The following is an 18870-nucleotide window of genomic DNA, read 5'->3' as shown; positions in this document are numbered from 1 at the left end:
ATGCAAAAAGAAATGGCCTGAAAGGCAGCGAAGCAAAATTTGCAGAAGTAGAATTATTTTCGATAAGCCTTTAGGCTTTGCCGGTAAAAGGCCCTTATAGGGCCAGAACAAACCACCGGCTAAGCCGGTGGTTCTGATTATGTGGTTAAAAACGCAGTGAAAAGTTTTCTTTATATCCACCGATAAGTACAGTGTCTTTTACATTCCGGGCGCGGTAAAGCATAATCTCTATTAACAAATGCAAAGAACAAAACTAAGTTACAGAGGAGAAAATATGGAGATAGTTAGTCTGGTTGATGTAGAGAATGCTTCTCAGGAAGTAAAAGAGGCCGTAAAAAAGCATCTGGAAGATGGTCATACGATTACAAATGAAAAGAGAACTCTTCTTCATAATGTACCGGCTTTTTGGGCACTTGAAGGAAAGTCCTATGAGATGAGCAGAGAGCTTAAAAGATTCATTTCGCCAAGAGCGGCAAATCTTTTCGAATATGCAATATCGGTAGAAAATGACTGCCTTGTATGTACGACCTATTATAAAAGATATATGGAGTCAATTGGAGTTGATATAAACAATGTTGACTATACTCCTGAAGAAGAGCTTGTTATCGAGTATGCGCAGGCAATTGTCAGAGACAGGAAGAATATCCCACAGGATCTTTTCAACAGGCTAAAAGAAAAGATTGGCGAAGAGGGACTGGTTGTACTCACAACTATGGGAATGTTTATGATAGCCAACAATTATTTTAACGATATACTACATGTAAAATCTGAATTTCTGGAGTAAGTATCATGTAGGTAGGTGATCATCTATGTGATCATCTGGCGCGAGTAGGGGAGAAAATGTATGGCAGGCAGAATTGAAGATAATACTAATAAGGATTGCTGGGAAAAGATAAAAGAGCTCGTATCGGGGCTAAGATACGGGAGTGTGATAATCACTGTGCATGATGGCAAGATTACGCAGGTTGAGACAAGCACAAAGATCAGGTTCTAACTTTTCTTTATAACCAGCGATAAGAAATACTTGTTTTTCTTACGCTTATGACCATGATAGAATTCACTTTAATTTAATAAAGCCGACTAGACAACTAGAGGCTTACGCATACTTCACTTTATTTTAAGTGAGGCATTCGTAAGCCTCTTTTTGTTTGAAACGATGAGGTAAGTAATATGCCACTAGATAAAGAATTAGTGTACAAAGAGCATCCATGCTTTGGACCATGCAAAAAGAATAAAGGAAGAATACATTTACCGGTAGCACCGGGATGCAATATAGAATGTCGTTTCTGCGACAGAAAAATAAATGAGGATGAGCAAAGGCCAGGAGTTACCAGTACTGTACTGGAGCCGGAGGAAGCATCAAGATTTATAGATCTTGCGCTTATGCAATGCCCTGAAATAACTGTAGTTGGTATAGCAGGTCCGGGAGATACGCTGGCAACCGACAGAGCGCTAAAGACATTCAGACTGATAAAAGACAAATATCCAAATCTTATTAAATGCATGAGTACCAACGGACTTTTATTAGATGAGAAAGCGGATGAAGTCAGTGAACTTGTAGATACGCTTACAGTCACAGTTAATGCGGTGGATCCTGAAATTGAAGCAAAGATAAATAAAAGGATCATTTACCACGGAAAGGTATACGAAGGGGTAGAGGCCGCAAAGATACTGATACATAACCAGCTAAGCGGGATCAGAAAGGTAGCAAAATCAGGAACGCTGGTAAAAGTAAATACTGTTTTGGTACCGGGAGTAAATGATAAGCACATCGAGGATGTGGCAGCTACAGTCAAGGCAGCAGGAGCGCTTATCTACAACATTATTCCGCTGATCCCGCAGAATGAAATGAAAGAATTTAGAGCACCTAGCTGCGAGGAACTCTACAAGGCAAGAGAAGAGGCAGAAGTCCACATAAACGTATTCAGACATTGTCAGCACTGCAGAGCAGATGCCTGCGGAGTTCCGGGAGTTTATGACATAGGTGCAAAGCTTTATCAGGGAAGATTATTCGTAAAGGAGACTTTTTCTCATGGCTGAAGAAACTTTTAAAGTTGCGGTAGCAACATCAGATGGGATAAATGTTGATTCTCATTTTGGACATGTCACTGAACTTACAATTTATGAGGTCGATTCAAGAACCGGAGGCAATGAGCCTGTTGAGAGCAGAAAGCTGATCCAGAGTGCATGTAAAAGCGGAACCTGCAACGACCATGAAATATTTGAACTGATAAGTGAACAGCTTTCGGATATTGAATATGTTCTGGCAGCAAAAATAGGTCCTAAAGCGGTTCAGGCCCTTAGCAGAAAAAATATAACAGCTTTGGATATTGTGGCAGATATAGATGAAGCAATCCACAAAGTCAGAGACTATCGGGACAGAAAGACTTTGAGCAGGGAAAGAGCCAGACAGATATTGTTAAATGCCGGGATTGAAGATTAACAGATCCCGAATATATAAGCAAAACAGATTGAACGGAGGAGAGTTTTTAATGTCAAATGGGAAAATCAGACAGGTAGCTATTTATGGAAAAGGAGGAATCGGAAAGTCTACAACTACACAGAATCTTACAGCGGGACTTGTATCGCTTGGAAAACAGGTAATGGTAGTTGGATGTGATCCAAAGGCCGATTCAACAAGACTTCTCATGGGCGGCCTTGCCCAGAAAACAGTTTTGGATACTATACGCGAAGAAGGCGAAGATATCGAACTTGACAGAATAATGGGAACAGGCTTTGGCGGAACAAGATGTGTAGAATCCGGCGGGCCTGAACCGGGAGTTGGCTGTGCCGGCCGAGGAATCATTACTTCCATCGGAATGCTTGAAAACCTTGGAGCATACACAGAGGATCTTGATTATGTATTTTACGATGTCCTTGGCGATGTAGTATGCGGAGGATTTGCAATGCCTATCCGTGAAGGAAAGGCTCAGGAAATATACATAGTAGCTTCCGGCGAAATGATGGCTTTGTATGCCGCAAACAATATTTCAAAAGGTATAGCTAAATATGCCAAGACCGGTGGTGTTCGCCTTGGTGGAATCATTTGTAACAGCAGAAATGTTGACCGTGAAAAAGATCTTTTGAGAGCATTTGCTAAAGAGCTTAATTCTCAGCTCATATATTTTGTGCCAAGAGACAATATTGTGCAGAGAGCGGAAATACATAGACAGACAGTAATACAGTATGATCCGGATTCACAGCAGGCACAGGAATACAGAAATCTTGCGGAGGCAATTGAGAATAATACTTACTTTACTATTCCAACACCAATGACGCAGGAAAGACTTGAAGAGATCCTTATGGAATATGGCCTTATGGAAAATCTTAAGGACGATTACAGAATTTAAGCATTTTAAACAGGAGGAGATAAGATGAAGGCTGTGCAGGATTTGACTGAACTTGTTGGCAAAACTCCGCTTTTAAAGCCCAACAGGTTTCTGAAAGAAAACGATCTTGAGGCAGAAGTGTATTTCAAGGTAGAGTATTTTAACCCCGCCGGATCTGTTAAAGACAGGATTGCACTTGGAATGATCGAAGATGCGGAGAAGAAGGGACTTTTAAAGCCCGGCTCCACAATAATTGAACCAACCAGCGGAAATACAGGTGTTGGACTTTCCTTTGTGGGAGCAATAAAAGGTTATAACGTCATTTTGACAATGCCTGACACCATGAGTATTGAACGACGCACACTCGTTACAGCTCTTGGAGCCCAGGTAGTACTTACACCGGGAGCCCAGGGTATGAAAGGGGCCATAAGACAGGCAGAAGCCCTTAACGCTCAGATTGAGAACAGCATAATACTTCAGCAGTTTGAAAATCAGGCCAATGCTGTTACTCATGAAAACACAACTTCTCAGGAAATATGGGAAGACACAGATGGAAAAGTTGACATCTTTGTGGCAGGTGTAGGAACCGGCGGAACAGTTACAGGCGTTGGAAGAGGGCTAAAAAAGCATAATGAAAATATTAAGGTTGTGGCCGTTGAACCTTTTGAGTCACCTGTTTTATCGGGAGGAAATCCGGGACCTCACAAGATCCAGGGAATAGGCGCAGGATTCGTGCCCAGAGTATTTGGTGAAGATGTAATTGATGAAGTCCTCCAGATCCGCGGAGATGAAGCTATTGATACTTCAAGACTTCTTGGCAGAAAAGAGGGGCTTTTAGTTGGAATATCCTCAGGAGCAGCAGCTGCAGCAGCACTGATGCTGGCAAAAAGACCTGAGAACAAAGGAAAAGTCATCGTAGCATTACTTCCGGATACCGGAGAGAGATACCTTTCAACTGAATTATATCAGTATCCTAGCGATACACATTAAAGGGGAGAACAATGGGAAGCACAGCAAAAGGAATAATCGAAAGACCGCGTACTACTTGTGCCCAGGGAGGAGCATTGGCTACGCTGGCATCACTGCCGGATGTTATCGGTATATCTCATGCGGCTGAAGGATGCTCAGGAAATCTTACAGGTTCAATCGGTACATGTTCGGGATATAACGGAGAAGGATACTGTGGTGGAACGCAGACACCTTCAAGCGCAGTTAGAGAAAAAAATGTAGTTTTTGGCGGAACTGACAGACTTCGTCAGGAGCTTAAGTCAGCTCAGGAGCTGTTAGAAGCAAAGCTCTTTGTTGTAGTTACAGGATGTATGACAGAGATCATAGGAGATGATGTTCAGGCCGTAGTTGATGAGTTTGAAGATGCTGAAACTCCTGTAATAGCAGTTAATACGCCAAGCTTTGAGGGAGATGCATATTCAGGTTATGAGAGAGTACTCACCGGAATATTCAATAAATATATCCCTACGTCAGATGAAAAGGATGACAAGCTGGTAAATATTTTTGGAGTGATACCTAATTTTGATCCAAATTACAGAGGAGATCTTGAAGAGATAAAAAGACTCCTTGAAAGTGTCGGATTAAAGGTAAATACCTTTTTTACTCCTGATCAGACTTATGACAATATCCTGTCTGCCTCAAAAGCATCTTTGAACATTCATTTTTCAAGAGTATGGGGAGTTGATTTTGAAAAAGGCTTTGAGCAAAAGCATGGTACACCACACTGGATCACTGATCTTCCAATAGGATCTGTACAGACAGGAGCATTTTTAAGAGAACTTGCAGAGCATATAGAAATTGATAAGGATCTGCTTGAAGAGGTGATAAAAAAAGAAGAGGAGAGATACTACAACTATTTTATCAAAACTCTTGATCTTGTGATAAACGCTCAGTTCTTCTATTATGCAGCAACTGTAACAAATTCTAATTATGCTATTCCTCTGGCTAAGTATTTGAAAAATGAACTTGGCTGGAAAGTTGATGATGTCTTTGTAACAGATCTTTTGACAAAGGTAAAGGCAAAGAAATTTGAGGATGTTTTTTCTGAACTTGGAGTTCCGGGCGACCTTATTAGAGAAACGGACACCAAGCAGATAGCATGGCAGCTGAACAAGCGCCACGCAAGGAATCAGGGACAAAGATATTTTGACCAGCATGGGCCTCTGTTTATCGTAGGCAGCAGCTTGGAAAAGTATGCGGCACAGGATATAGGAGCGCTGACATATGCAGTATCTTACCCTGTTGTAAACAGAGTGATCACTCAGCGCGGCTATTCAGGCTATAACGGCGGATTGAATCTGCTTTCAGATCTTATAACTGTACCTGTTTCAGGAAGATAGGAGGAAATAAAATGAGCGAACTTGAAAATAAATACGTCGAGAAATCAATTCCTCCTACCAGAGAGGAAAGGCTTGAAGCAACCGATGCCTACCACGGATGCAGCTGCGATCTTCTTGACTGTTCCAGAAACTGCTGTCTGAAAGGAAAAGACAGAGACTTTTGGCAGGGAAGTTCATCCTGTCAGATGTTCCTTTCAATCATGATGTCAGCACCCATTGAAAATTCTGTTCTTATAATGCATGGACCTGTAGGCTGCGGACATCAGCTGCACATACAGACTTTTTCAACAAATAACGGAAAGAGAGTAAGGGGGCTTACACCCAATCCGGTGAACTGGCTTTCAACAAATCTTTCTACAACAGAGATAGTAAACGGCGGAGAAAAGAAACTGAGGGAAGCAATTGAATATGCTGACAAGACCTTCAGACCTGAATTTATTTTTGTTCTTTCTACCTGCGCACCAAACATTATCGGTGATGATGTAGAAAAGATAATAGAGGATGAAAGCAAGGTTGTATCTGCTCAGCTTACAGCAATACACTGTCCGGGCTTTAGATCAAAATATGTATCAAGTGCCTATGATGCTTTTTACCACTCACTTATCCGTCATATTCAGCTTGAACCTATAGAATACAAGGACTATGTTCCGCTTAATCCGGCTGACCCCAATGCGACATTTCTGGCAGCAGGCTATGAGTATAAGAAAAAATATACTGTAAATGTCATGACCCTTGAGTCAATGGGAGCACAAGATGAAGCTGAACTTTCAAGAATTCTTAATGCACTTAATCTGAATGTGAATGTTCTTCCTGAGTACAGTAATGCTGACAAGATCAGATTTGTATCCGAGGCAGCTTTAAATGTGAGTCTTTGCTGGATGCATGACGATTATTTTGTTAAGTACTTAAAGGACAAATATAACGTTCCATATTACATGGGAATGCCACTTGGACTTAAGGCAACAAGAAAATGGCTTGTTGATATAGGAGAACACTTCGGACTGAAAAAAGAAGCTGAAAGACTTGCCGATTATGAGGAAAAACTTGTACTTGAAGCAATAGCTCCTTTTAAAGAAAAGCTTAAAGGTAAGCGCGTAATGATCTCCGGAGGAAGCGTACGAAGTGCTGTTGAGGCTTCACTTATCCATGACGATCTTGGAATGGAGATTGTGTCTGTCATAGGTCTTTTATATGACTCCAATGCCGAAGCAGCTTTTGAGGATCTGGTAAAGGATCATCCGCAGGTTCCTGTTGTCGTAAGTGACCAGCCATATGAATTTGTAAATCAGGTTAAGCAGAGCAATCCGGATATTGTTCTCTGTCATGCAAATGGTCTTACTGAGCCTGCAAAGCTTGGAGCAGTAACTGTTCCTGAGTTTGATATCGGAGGAGCATATTTTGGATATAACGGAGTTTTCCAGGTAGCAAGACAGCTTGCCTTTGCACTTGAAAATGACTCTTACGTAAAAGAAGTATCAAAGCATGTCAAGTTCCCATACAAAAAGACTTGGTATGAAAAAGACCCATTCACATATCTTAAAGACTGAAAATAAGGAGGAGAGTATGAAAAAAGCAATTTACAAACTTATCGCAGCATCTTTTGGAGCGATCCTTACATTGACAGGATGTGGTGCTGCAAGCTCAAACGCAGCATCTGATTCAGCAGGTGCATCAAACCTTCAACTTGGAGCGGCTGAGGGAACAACCCTTACAGAGGAGGGGCTTATTGATTATTCAACCTTAAGCGAAGAGGAGCTGACAGCTCTTTATGAAAAAGAACCGGCTCATGATCAGACAATAACAGTAAACTACACCGGATCTCTTTGTCCTGTGGCACTTCCTGTGGCAAAATACCTTGGCTATGTTGAAGAAGAAGGAATCAGTTCTTTTGACTTTGTGCAGATCTCAGGTAGCGCTGCAAGAGATGCTCTTGCATCAGGAAACCTTACAGTGGCAATAGGATTCTTGTCAGACTGGCTTTTGTATTATCAAAACGGTGAAGAAGTTGTAAGTACACTGGCTCTTCACTCAGGATGCGCTTCTGCTGCAACTTTGGCAGATTCAGATATAACCAAATTTGAAAAAGGACTCAGAGTTGGCGTTTCAGGCGATATCGGGGGCGTATTCCATAACATCGGACTTAGATTTATAAACCACGATGGATTTTCCACTGAAGATTTTACCTGGGTTGCCCTTGAGCCGGGAACACTTCTTGCAGCACTTCAGGAAGGACAGGTAGATGTAATTGTTGCCAGCGATGAGCTTATTTACAACTTTGTTGAGGATGGATATGCAAAGGTAATCCGCTCACAGGACTACGATCCTGATTTTGAGAGCGAAGTGTGCTGCTCACTTGGATTTAATAAGGACTTTGTAAAGAACAATCCTGTTACAGTTTACAAGATCACAAGAGCTGTTTACAGAGCATCAAAGTGGCTTGCAGAGAACGAAGAAAATCGTGAAAAGGCAGTAGATCTTTTGATAGATAAACAGTACATCTCAGCAACTAAGGAAATGGGCGTCAAGCTTGTTAATCTTTTGCACTATGGCTTTGGTACAAAAGAGCTGGTGGCTACCACAAATGTTATCGGACAGGAGTACAAGGATCTTGGTCTCCTTCCGGCAGATTTCGATTTATCTGATGCTGAGGAAAAATTCCTTGTAAAGTATGATCTTACAAAAATAAAGTGATCAGGGGAGGGCATGTATGGCAGAAATAGCAGGTACTTTAAATGTAAATATTTCCCGTAAAGAACTCAGACTCCTTGAACAGAGAGATTTAACAGGCAGGGATAAATTGATAAGAAGGATTGTTGTTTTTTTGCCTGCGGTCTTCGTATTACTGCATATATTGGAGCATCTCTATGTACCCTCATTTAAAAGCTACAAACCATCTACAGCGTATGTCGCTCTGCTGGTAGCTTTCCTGGGTGCTCTTGTGATATGGGATGTTTTTACCTTCTTTTCTTATGAGGCCTTTGAAAAACTCAGATTCAAAAGTGCACTGTATGTGGCTATTGTGATAATTCTTACCATGTATGATGTTGCAACTATAAAGGTTGGTCTTTTAGCACTTCCATATTTTCCATGGATTGGGAAAATACTGGATGCGATGATATCTGACAGAAGTAAGCTCTGGGAGTGTATATATCATTCATTTAAACTTTTGTTCACCGGATACTTTTGCGGAGTTGGAATAGGTCTTTTGTGCGGAATACTGGCAGGATGGTCAAAGACAGTACACTATTGGATACAGCCTATAACAAGAGTTCTTGGAGCGATTCCCAGTACAACCTATATGCCGATAGTGATGATGCTTGCGTCATCACTCTTTGGCGGAGCTGCTTTTATTATCGGACTTGGCGTGTGGTTTCCTGTAACTGTTTCAGCGATGAACGGAGTTCAGAATGTCCAGAAACATTACTATGAAGCTGCAGAGACACTTGGAACAAAAAGGCTTGGAATTCTTTCAAGAGTAGTTATACCGGCTTCGATGCCGACGATTTTTACAGGACTTACTCAGGGAATGAGCATAGCGTGCCTGACCCTTGTAGTTGCAGAGATGATGGGTGTTGAGGCCGGCCTTGGATGGTACATCAACTGGCAGAAAGGCTGGGGAGATTTCACCAAGATGTACGGAGCTATTATCCTTATCTGTTTAACATTTATTTTAGTCAACTCAATACTGGGACTTATAAGGAAAAGAGTACTTCGTTGGCAGGATGGAGGTATTTGATGGCTGTAGGAAATGTTGAGATAAAAGACGTAACAAAAATATTCAGAAGAAGTGATGAACAGGAGACACTTACTGCGCTTGATCATATTAACCTGTCGGTAGCACCTGGGGAGTTTGTATCAATAGTAGGTGCAAGCGGCTGCGGAAAGTCAACGCTTCTAAGGATCATAGCGGGTCTTGAAAAGCCAACTTTAGGGGAAGCTGTCTGTGACGGGGATGTTATAACAGGGACAAGCGAAAAGAGGGGACTGGTTTTCCAGAATCACGCCTTGTTTCCATGGCTCACTGTTTGGGACAATGTCTTGTTTGGATTAAAGTCAACAGGGAGAGTCAGTGAAAAAACAGATCTTGCCGAGCAGCTCCTTGATCAGGTTGGACTTACCAAATTCAAAAAGTCATATCCAAATCAGTTATCCGGTGGAATGAGTCAGCGTGTGGCCCTTGCGAGGGCTCTTGCCACAGAACCTGATGTCCTTCTTTTGGACGAGCCCCTTGGCGCTCTGGATGCTTTTACCAGGATGAATATTCAGGATGCTCTTATTGATCTGTGGAAGACAAGGGAAAAGACAATGATACTTATCACTCACGACGTTGATGAAGCAATTTATCTCTCCCAGAGAGTGATAATAATGTCTCCGAGACCTGGAAGGGTTATTGAGACGCTTAATATTGATCTTCCTTATCCGCGCAACAGAAGTGATTCCAACTTTACTTATTACAGGAATTATATCCTTGAAAAGCTCGATTTTGCGCAAAAGGGCGGAGAGATAGAATACGTGATCTGATGAAATTTAAAGTTCTTTTGAGAAGGAGATATAGTATGAAAAATAAAGTTATCGCACTGATCACATCGCTTCTTGGACTTGTGGCAGCGGTAGGACCAAGAACTGTTTTTGCAGTTTGTTCTTCACATGAAATGAAAATGAAATGTTATTACACAGCAGGCTGGGAACTTGCAGTAGGAATCATTGCTGCGATTGCGGGAATTGCACTCTTTCTGGCTAAGGACATAAAGCTTAAGATTGCATTATCTTCTGTGCAGGCAGTGCTGGGAGCATTCATTATACTTATTCCAACTGCAATAGTAGGTGTTTGTTCAAGTCCGATGATGCACTGCGTTTCAGTAACGAAACCTGCGCTTATTGTGACAGGTACTCTGGAAATAGTAGCAGGTCTTTTATCATTATATTTTTATGTAGCAGAGATCAGTGTAAAAGATAAATTGAAGGTGGCATGATTTGAGAATTAAAGATATTGCTTTTAAGAAAATTAAAAATGGTAAAACCGGAGGCGCGGTAGCTTTTTTGTTCGCTATCATCTTGTCCTTTACTGTTTTTGCAGGAATGCTTTTAGCTTCAAGCATCTCTATTGGAGCAGGGAATCTAAAACAGAGGCTTGGAGCGGATATAGCTGTTGTTCCCAAGGGACAGGAGAGTAACTATCAGGGGATCATCTTGAACGGAGAGCCTGTAGAATGCTCTTTTGAAAGAAAATATGAGGGTGTTATCCGCAGTGTGGAAGGAGTAGATAAGGTAACTCCCGTAATATATCTTGCAAGTCTTAATGCTTCATGTTGTTCGGTTCCGATACAGATCATAGGATATGATCCGAAAACTGATTTTGTAACAACACCCTGGATCTCAGATGAATTTGTAGATAAATTTTCTGATGGAAATCTTATCGCCGGAAACAATATAGCTGTTGATGATGAGAATACCCTTACGTTTTTTGGCCGAACTTATGAAGTTGGAGCAAGACTAAACAAAACAGGAACAGGAATGGATAAGTCTGTGTATGTTTCTTTTGATGTTATGGAGCAGCTTATAAGTGACGCAAAAGAAAAAGGCATATCATTTGGGGATGAAAATGCAGGTGATACAGCCAGTATTACAGAGGAATATGTATCTGCATTTCTTGTATCCGTCAAAGAAGGGTACAGCGTAGACAATGTAGCAGGGAACATCATGAGACAGGTCCCGGGCGGAGTTGTTCAGAGTAAGAGTCTTTATAAAACAGTTACAAACGGTATAGCTCTTATTTCAGATATCATTAAAACCATAACCTATGCCATGTTTATCAGCATAACCTTAGTTACTGTATTTTTGCACCTTTACAGAGTTGGCACCAGAAAAAAAGAATGGGCTATCTATAGGATGATGGGAGGATCAAGGAATTGGATCCTTGGCCTAATTTTTACTGAGACAATTGCTCTGTCGTTTTTGGGAGCAGTAGTTGGAATAGCTTTGGGAGCACTGATATATTTCCCATTCAGTAATCTTATTTCCCAGCAGGTCAAGCTTCCCTTTTATTTGCCGGGGATCACAGGAATAATACTGACAGCTCTTGCAAGTATTGCAGTTACCATGTTAAGCGGAGTTTTACCGGGGATAATTGCAGGAGAATCTGCAGCAAGGACGGAATGTTACGAACTTATGCGTGAGGGGGAGAATTAAATGCCCGTAGTTTCTGAAAATGTTGTAAAAGAATATAAGAGGCGTGGAACTTCCTTTACGGCAGTAGATGATGTGAGCTTTACTGTGGAAGAGGGGAAAATAACCGCAATAATGGGGCGCTCCGGAAGCGGTAAAAGTACTCTGTTAAATATCCTTTCAGGTATGATAAAGCCTGAAAGGGGCCTGGTGACTATTGATGGGAAAAAAATTTTTGATGAGAGCGTCAGATCTAGAGATAGATTAAGAGCAGAAAAAATAGGAATAGTTCCGCAGACACATAGCCTTGTGTCAGGCCTTACCTCTTATGAAAACATCCTGCTTCAAAAGTCTTTTGCTTTAGAAAAAAAAGAAAGCTCTGAAGATTCTTTTTCTGAAATAGTTGGTGCACTTGATCTTAAGGATCTTTTGGATGCTTATCCCGGTAATCTTTCAGGCGGCGAGATGAAGAGAGTATCAATAGCAAGAGCTCTGTTTGGAAATTTGAAATATCTTTTTGCTGACGAGCCCACAGGAGAACTGGATAAAGATAACTCGAAAAAGGTCATGGAGCTGTTCAGAACTGAGGCTGATAAGGGAAAAGGAATACTGATTGTGACCCATGATAAGCTGGCTGCGGATATGGCTGATATCGTATATACAATGGAAAACGGAAAACTAAGACTGCTATAATCGGCAGTCTTTTTTGATTAAGAAAAATTTATATCTGCCTATAAGAACAGTGTCTTTTACATGGAGCTTTGGATACTGCATAATCTCAATTATCAAAAACAAAGAGCAAAGAAAAATAGCAAAGAAAAATCTGAGGAGGATAACCATTATGAGAAAGAACTTATTAAACAAGACAGTTTCTATTGCAGCAGCTGCTGCACTTACAGGAAGTTTTTTGACAGGATGCGGAAGCGCTGAAGCAGCAAGCGCTGCAAATGAAGAAGCAAAGGCAGCAGAGAGTGTTGCTGAAGTATCAGAGGAAGTTAAAGAGGAAGGTTCACAGGAGAGCAGCACAGAAACAGCAGAAGCAGCAGAGGCAGAATCAGCTGATGCAGGTCTTCTTGCAGATATTAAAGAAAGAGGCTACATCGTTGTTGGGACAGAAGGAACCTGGAGTCCATACACATATCATGATGATAATGATGAACTTGTTGGATTTGAGGTTGAGGTAGCAAAGTACATCGCTGACTACATTGGAGTCGATGTTCAATTTTCAGAGACAGTTTGGAGTTCAATGTTTGCTTCTCTCGATGCAGGCCAGATAGATATCGTTGTTAATGGCGTTTCATATTCTGAAGAGAGAGCAGAAAAATATGATTTCTCAGAGCCTTATAACTATTCACAGTACGCAATCCTTACACTTGCTGATAACGATGAGATTAATTCCTTAGAGGATGCAAAGGGTAAGACAGCAGCAAATGATCCAACAAGTTCAATCGGTAAATTTGCAGAGGAGAGCGGAGCAGTGCTTGATGAAGTTGGTGAAGCTGCACAGGCTATAAGCGAAGTTAAAAATGGAAGGGCAGATCTTACATTCAGCCCTGTAACTGTTTTTGCAGATTACTTAAAGAATCATCCTGAGGATGCTGACAAGTTTAAGGTAATTGTTGTTACAGATCCAGAGCCTAGTGCATACGTTCCTGTTGTAAAAGGAAATGAAGCACTTGTAAGTGTTATAAACGAAGCACTTGACCAGGCTAAAGAAGACGGAACTTTATCAGAACTTGCACTCAAGTACTTTGATGTTGACACAACCAAGGGTGAATAAAAAATAAATTGATTGGATAGTGGTTATGAACGAGAGAATTGTAACTGAGTTAATTGAATCATTTGGAAAGCTGTTTTGGGCCGGAGTAAAGGTGTCAATCCCTCTTACGGTAACTTCATTTTCAGCGGGGCTTCTCATAGCATTTTTAGTTGCTCTTGCACAGATAGCCAAGGTGCCAATCTTAAGGAGACTAGTGAGGATTTATGTCTGGATCATAAGATGTACGCCGATGATCGTTCAATTATTTGTAGTATACTTTGGACTTCCAAGCATTGGCATCACATTAAATTCTTTTTTTAGTGCATGGCTTGTAATGTCACTTAGTGTCGGAGCTTACTGCTCTGAAACAGTGAGAGCAGCAATAGAGTCAGTTCCAGCAGAACAGCTTGAAGCCTGCTACTGTGACGGACTTACATTCTGGCAGGGTATGATATATGTCATAGTTCCCCAGGCGCTGAGAACAGCATTTCCACCACTGTCCAATTCGATAATTGGTCTGGTGAAAGATACATCACTTGCTTACAGTGTCGCATTGGTGGAAATTCTTGCAACAGCCCAGAGAATAGCTGCAAGGACCTATGATTATTTCTGGCTTTATATGGAGGCAGGTCTTATCTATCTTATCATATGCTCAGTTCTTACAGTACTTCAAAGTAAGGCAGAGAAAGCACTTGAAAGGAGAAGATAATATGCTGGAGCTGAAAAATGTACATAAGCAGTTTGGTGATAATGTGGTTCTAAAGGATGTCAGCCTAAAAGTAGATAAAGGAGATGTTGTAGCAATACTTGGTCCAAGCGGATCAGGAAAAACAACATTTTTAAGATGTGCAGGGTATCTTAACAGAGCTGACAGTGGAAAACTTATTATCGGCGACGAGGAATATGACCTTAAGAAGATTAAGGGAAAAGATTTACTTAGATACAGAAGCAGAGTTGGTTTTGTTTTTCAGAGTTTTAATCTCTATGGAAATAAGACGGCGCTTGGAAATGTTACTTTGGGACTTAAGGTTGCCCAGAAAATGAAAAAAGAAGAAGCAGAAGAAATAGGGAGAAAGCTTCTTAAGAAAGTTGGGCTGTCCGACAGAGCCGATTTTTATCCATCCAAGCTCTCAGGTGGTCAGCAGCAAAGAGTAGCCATTGCAAGGGCGCTTGCAACAAATCCCGAAGTTATCTTTTTTGACGAGCCAACATCAGCTCTTGATCCGGAACTTACAGGTGAAGTACTAAATGTTATAAAAGAACTGGCTGATGAGGGTGTAACAATGATAGTTGTAACTCATGAGATGGAATTTGCAAGAAAAGTTGCTACAAAGGTTGTATTTATGGAAAACGGAGAAATTGTAGAAGAAAATAATTCGAAAGATTTCTTTGAACATCCGCAAAAAGAAAGAACGAGAGAGTTTATTTACAAGTCAAGTACATGGGCAGCAGATGCCCAGTATGACGGAAGCGGAATTTGACAAAAAGGGGATTTACAAATATGTATCTGAAGAATGTAGGAATTTTTGTAGAAGATCTTGAGGGAGCAAAAAAATTTTTTGAAAGCTATTTTGGAGCTAAAGTATTAAAAACTTTTGATAACCCAGCTAAGGAGTACTATTCATATATTCTTGAGTTTGATGGTCAGGCCTGGGTTGAACTTATGAAAAAACCTGAGACTGTCAGTCTTCCAAAAGATCCAAACAGACTGGGATTGGCACATATATGCTTTAAGATTGATACCAGAGAAAAACTTAATGAGATCATCTCCGGGTTTAAAAAAGATGGTTATAAAATTCAATATGAACCAGAAAACGAAGACGGTCCAGGAGAAGTAAGAGCAATAACTTTTGAAGATATAGTAATTGAGGCCAATTACGGATATTGATATAGATACTAAAAAATAGTCTGACAGGGGATAAAGAAATGGCTCATATTGTGAAAAATATCTCTGAACTGGTAGGGCACACGCCACTTTATGAATTTGTTAGATTAGAAGAAAAATACGGATTAAAGGCGACAGTACTCGGCAAACTTGAATATTTTAATCCGTCCGGATCAATCAAGGACAGGACAGCACTCAACATGCTGCTTGATGCTGAAGAAAAGGACCTTATAAAACCAGGGGATACAATAGTTGAAGATACTTCAGGAAATACAGGAATTGGACTTGCTGCGTTTGCTGCCAGCAGAGGGTACAAGCTAAAGATATTTCTTGAAGAAGATCAGTCAATCGAAAGACGCAAGATATTAAAGGCATATGGAGCTGACGTCATGTTTACCAGTCAGGTTCCGGGAATAAAAGAGGCGAAGGAAGCCGGAATTTTTTCTATGGCTTTTTATCAAAAAGCAATTGAAGAATACTGCGCAGCTCAGGAAACAAAGCATTTTTTTATAAATCAAATGTCAAATGAATCAAATCCAAACGTACATTATTCTACGACAGGTCCTGAAATATGGAATGATGCAGATGGCAAAGTGGATATCTTAGTGGCAACAGCGGGAACCGGTGGAACAATAACAGGATTATCCAAGTTTTTTAAAGAGAAAAACCCTGATATCAGGATAGTGGCAGTACAGGCTGATAAAAAATCAAGAACAGGGTCATCGGATAATCCAAAAACAATTGATGGTATCGCTCCGTTCTATGGAGATGACATTAGAAATGAATACAAAGCTCCATTTATGGTGTCATTTGAATATGATGAATGTATTGAAGTCAGCGGAGAAGATACATATAGCACAGGACGGGATATTGCCAGAACGGAAGGAATTTTCCTTGGACAGTCTGCGGCTGCAGCAATGGTGGCTGCAAAACAAGTCGCACAAAGGCCTGAAAATGAAGGAAAAAATATTGTAGTAATTCTGGCAGACAATGGAATGAAATATCTTAGTACGCAGATGTATGATAAGTAACCTTTAACCCTGCCTATAACCTTTGTTTAATTTCACTTTATTTTTTTCTGTGCTAATATCAATTTATCAAAACAAACAAAGAACACAAATACATTAAGAATACATGGAGGAAATCATTATGGCAGACATCAAAGAAAGCGCATTGGAACTTATTGGCAAGACGCCAATTCTTAAGCTTAACAATTATAGCAAAAAGGCAGGAGCTACAGAGACGACTCTTCTTGCAAAGCTTGAATATTTAAACCCAGCAGGATCTGTAAAGGACAGAGTAGCCCTTAGTATGATTGAAGATGCTGAAAAGAGTGGAAAACTTAAACCAGGCGCCACAATCATCGAGCCAACATCTGGAAATACAGGAATTGGTCTTGCAGCAGTTGCTGCAGCAAAGGGATACAGAGCAATTCTTACTCTTCCTGACACAATGAGCGTTGAGAGAAGAAATCTCTTAAAGGCATATGGTGCTGAGATTGTTCTCACAGAAGGCTCTAAGGGAATGAAGGGAGCAATTGCAAAGGCTGATGAGCTTAATGGTCAGATTGAAGGATCTATTATCCTCGGACAGTTTATCAATCCTGCAAATCCAAGAGTCCACAAGGAGACTACAGGTCCTGAGATTTGGGAGCAGACCGGTGGAAAGGTTGATATCTTTGTAGCCGGTGTAGGTACAGGTGGAACTGTTACCGGTGTAGGTGAGTACTTAAAAGAGCAGAACCCAAATGTTAAGATAGTTGCTGTAGAGCCTGCAACAAGCCCTGTTCTTTCAAAGGGAGAGGCTGGCGCACATAAGATCCAGGGTATCGGTGCAGGATTTGTTCCTGATACACTTAATACAAAGATTTATGATGAGGTTATCGCAATCGAGAACGAAGATGCCTTTGAAGAAGGCAAGAGATTTGCAGTTTCAGAGGGAATTCTCGTTGGTATTTCATCAGGTGCAGCACTTAAAGCTGCTACAATTTTAGCTGGCAGGGAAGAAAACAAGGGAAAGAATATCGTAGTTCTTTTACCTGATTCAGGTGACAGATATCTTTCAACTCCATTATTTGCCGACTAATAATTTCGCTTCATAATAATCTTCTTTCACATATTGCTCCGAGGCTCATTTGCTTCGGAGCAATAATCATAAACGGAAAATAAAATGGGAAAATATAATTTTGATGAAATAATAGATAGAAAAGGCACAAGCAGCCTTAAATATGACTTTGGACCAGAGAGAAAGGGAAGGGATGATCTGCTTCCGCTGTGGGTGGCGGATATGGACTTTAAGCTTCCGGAGGAAATCCTTTCAGATATAGAAAAAAGAGTTCGACACGGTATTTTTGGATATACGGATCCAAAAGACGGATATAAGAAAGCTCTGAGCAGCTGGTACAAAAAGAGACATGGTTTTGAAATCAGGGATGAATGGAATACTGTGGTTCCGGGAATTGTATATTCCATAGCACTTGCCATAAAAGCTTTTACGGAGCAGGGGGATGGCGTACTTATCCAGCAGCCGGTGTACTATCCTTTTATGGAGACAATAAAGCTCAATAACAGGAAAGTTGTTAACAATCAGCTTATATACAAAAATGATCACTATGAAATTGACTTTGAAGATTTTGAGAAAAAGATTGTTGATGAGAATGTAAAGCTTTTTTTGCTGTGTAGTCCGCACAATCCGGTTGGAAGAGTATGGACAAGGCAGGAGCTTCTTAAAATGGCTGATATATGCTTAAGGCATAAGGTGTATGTGTTTGCCGATGAGATACATTCGGATTTTGTATATAAAGGTCATAAACATACGTCATTTATCACCCTGGGAGATGAATATAACGATTTACTTGTTTTGGGAACCGCACCAACCAAGACTTTTAACATAGCCGGATTGCAGGTTGCCAATGTCATTATTCCAAATGGAAACGTCAGGAAAGTCTTCAGAAAAGAGAATGATGCAGCAGGATACAGTCAGGGAAATGCCCTTGGAATGGTTGCAACACAGTCAGCCTATACAAATGGTGAAGAGTGGCTGGATGAACTTATTCATTACCTTGAGGGAAATGTCAGCTTTATCAGAAATTATTTAAACGAAAATATGCCGCAGATTCATATGATAGAGCCGGAAGGAACGTATCTTGTATGGCTTGATTTTTCAGAAATAACGGATAGTCCTAAAGAGCTGGAAAGACTCATTGCAGATGAGGCAAAGCTCTGGCTTGATCCCGGATCGATTTTTGGAAAAGAGACAGCTCTTTTTGAAAGAATAAATATAGCCTGTCCAAGAAGTGTTTTGGAGCAGGCACTTAAGCAGCTATATACTGCAATAAAGAAACATGAATTTAAAGACTAAAAGCGTGAATATACAAATGATTCT

Annotated in this window: 21 protein-coding genes; all 21 read left to right on the top strand. The window is 40.7% G+C overall.

The genetic code is table 11. The annotated features are described in order from the left end of the window. Positions 1 to 274 precede the first annotated feature (274 nt). The 21 genes from J6O61_RS02270 (at position 275) to J6O61_RS02170 (ending at position 18846) form a co-directional block, all read left to right on the top strand. A complete protein-coding gene (locus J6O61_RS02270; RefSeq protein WP_292209067.1) occupies positions 275 to 784 on the top strand; it encodes a hypothetical protein in 510 nt (169 codons plus the stop codon). A gap of 60 nt (positions 785 to 844) precedes the next feature. Continuing rightward, positions 845 to 994: a YezD family protein gene (locus J6O61_RS02265; RefSeq protein WP_292209065.1), complete on the top strand. Its 150-nt coding sequence runs from the start codon at positions 845 to 847 to the stop codon at positions 992 to 994. A 176-nt stretch (positions 995 to 1170) separates the two neighbouring features. Beyond that, positions 1171 to 2040 carry a radical SAM protein gene (locus J6O61_RS02260; RefSeq protein ID WP_292209061.1) on the top strand — a complete coding sequence of 290 codons (870 nt, stop codon included), beginning with the start codon at positions 1171 to 1173 and terminating at the stop codon, positions 2038 to 2040. Continuing rightward, positions 2033 to 2443 (top strand): NifB/NifX family molybdenum-iron cluster-binding protein, encoded by a 411-nt coding sequence (locus tag J6O61_RS02255; protein WP_292209058.1) that lies wholly within the window; start codon positions 2033 to 2035, stop codon positions 2441 to 2443. The genes J6O61_RS02260 and J6O61_RS02255 overlap by 8 nt, the downstream gene beginning before the upstream one ends. Positions 2444 to 2492: 49 nt before the next feature. Continuing rightward, positions 2493 to 3350 carry a nitrogenase iron protein gene (gene nifH, locus J6O61_RS02250; RefSeq protein ID WP_292209056.1) on the top strand — a complete coding sequence of 286 codons (858 nt, stop codon included), beginning with the start codon at positions 2493 to 2495 and terminating at the stop codon, positions 3348 to 3350. 24 nt (positions 3351 to 3374) lie between these two features. Next, a complete protein-coding gene (gene cysK, locus J6O61_RS02245; RefSeq protein WP_292199850.1) occupies positions 3375 to 4319 on the top strand; it encodes a cysteine synthase A in 945 nt (314 codons plus the stop codon). 11 nt (positions 4320 to 4330) lie between these two features. Further along, on the top strand, positions 4331 to 5677 hold the full coding sequence (locus tag J6O61_RS02240; RefSeq protein ID WP_292209053.1) for a nitrogenase component 1: 1347 nt from the start codon (positions 4331 to 4333) through the stop codon (positions 5675 to 5677). Positions 5678 to 5688: 11 nt separating this feature from the next. Next, on the top strand, positions 5689 to 7224 hold the full coding sequence (locus J6O61_RS02235) for a nitrogenase component 1 (protein ID WP_292209050.1): 1536 nt from the start codon (positions 5689 to 5691) through the stop codon (positions 7222 to 7224). Positions 7225 to 7240: 16 nt separating this feature from the next. Then, complete coding sequence (locus J6O61_RS02230; RefSeq protein ID WP_292209047.1) at positions 7241 to 8368, top strand: ABC transporter substrate-binding protein; 1128 nt, start codon at positions 7241 to 7243, stop codon at positions 8366 to 8368. Positions 8369 to 8384: 16 nt separating this feature from the next. Then, positions 8385 to 9413, top strand: a complete 1029-nt coding sequence (locus J6O61_RS02225; RefSeq protein WP_292209045.1) for an ABC transporter permease — start codon at positions 8385 to 8387, stop codon at positions 9411 to 9413. Beyond that, complete coding sequence (locus J6O61_RS02220; RefSeq protein ID WP_292199236.1) at positions 9413 to 10198, top strand: ABC transporter ATP-binding protein; 786 nt, start codon at positions 9413 to 9415, stop codon at positions 10196 to 10198. The genes J6O61_RS02225 and J6O61_RS02220 overlap by 1 nt, the downstream gene beginning before the upstream one ends. Before the next feature lie 35 nt (positions 10199 to 10233). Continuing rightward, complete coding sequence (locus J6O61_RS02215) at positions 10234 to 10650, top strand: DUF4418 family protein (RefSeq protein WP_292209044.1); 417 nt, start codon at positions 10234 to 10236, stop codon at positions 10648 to 10650. A 1-nt stretch (position 10651) separates the two neighbouring features. Then, the gene (locus J6O61_RS02210) at positions 10652 to 11866 is read left to right on the top strand and encodes an ABC transporter permease (RefSeq protein WP_292209042.1); all 1215 of its coding nucleotides are present in this window, start codon (positions 10652 to 10654) and stop codon (positions 11864 to 11866) included. Next, positions 11867 to 12535: an ABC transporter ATP-binding protein gene (locus tag J6O61_RS02205; protein ID WP_292209040.1), complete on the top strand. Its 669-nt coding sequence runs from the start codon at positions 11867 to 11869 to the stop codon at positions 12533 to 12535. It begins immediately after the preceding gene. Between the two features lie 148 nt (positions 12536 to 12683). Then, entirely contained in the window at positions 12684 to 13622 is a 939-nt protein-coding gene (locus J6O61_RS02200) for a transporter substrate-binding domain-containing protein (protein ID WP_292209038.1), read from the top strand. Between the two features lie 25 nt (positions 13623 to 13647). Beyond that, the gene (locus J6O61_RS02195) at positions 13648 to 14310 is read left to right on the top strand and encodes an amino acid ABC transporter permease (protein WP_292209036.1); all 663 of its coding nucleotides are present in this window, start codon (positions 13648 to 13650) and stop codon (positions 14308 to 14310) included. 1 nt (position 14311) lies between these two features. Then, positions 14312 to 15082, top strand: a complete 771-nt coding sequence (locus tag J6O61_RS02190; protein WP_292209034.1) for an amino acid ABC transporter ATP-binding protein — start codon at positions 14312 to 14314, stop codon at positions 15080 to 15082. 20 nt (positions 15083 to 15102) lie between these two features. Then, on the top strand, positions 15103 to 15489 hold the full coding sequence (locus tag J6O61_RS02185) for a VOC family protein (RefSeq protein ID WP_074883906.1): 387 nt from the start codon (positions 15103 to 15105) through the stop codon (positions 15487 to 15489). A gap of 38 nt (positions 15490 to 15527) precedes the next feature. Next, a complete protein-coding gene (locus J6O61_RS02180; protein WP_292209030.1) occupies positions 15528 to 16517 on the top strand; it encodes a PLP-dependent cysteine synthase family protein in 990 nt (329 codons plus the stop codon). Positions 16518 to 16635: 118 nt separating this feature from the next. After that, positions 16636 to 17571, top strand: coding sequence for a cysteine synthase A (cysK, locus tag J6O61_RS02175; RefSeq protein WP_292209028.1), 936 nt, complete (start codon positions 16636 to 16638; stop codon positions 17569 to 17571). Positions 17572 to 17655: 84 nt separating this feature from the next. Then, positions 17656 to 18846, top strand: coding sequence for a MalY/PatB family protein (locus J6O61_RS02170; RefSeq protein ID WP_292209025.1), 1191 nt, complete (start codon positions 17656 to 17658; stop codon positions 18844 to 18846). Positions 18847 to 18870: the final 24 nt, after the last annotated feature.

Source organism: Butyrivibrio sp. (genome assembly GCF_017635265.1).
In the GTDB taxonomy this organism is placed as follows: Bacteria; Bacillota; Clostridia; order Lachnospirales; family Lachnospiraceae; genus Butyrivibrio.
The sequence above is the reverse complement of the archived record's forward strand: the minus strand, read 5'-3'. Positions and strand labels throughout refer to the sequence as shown.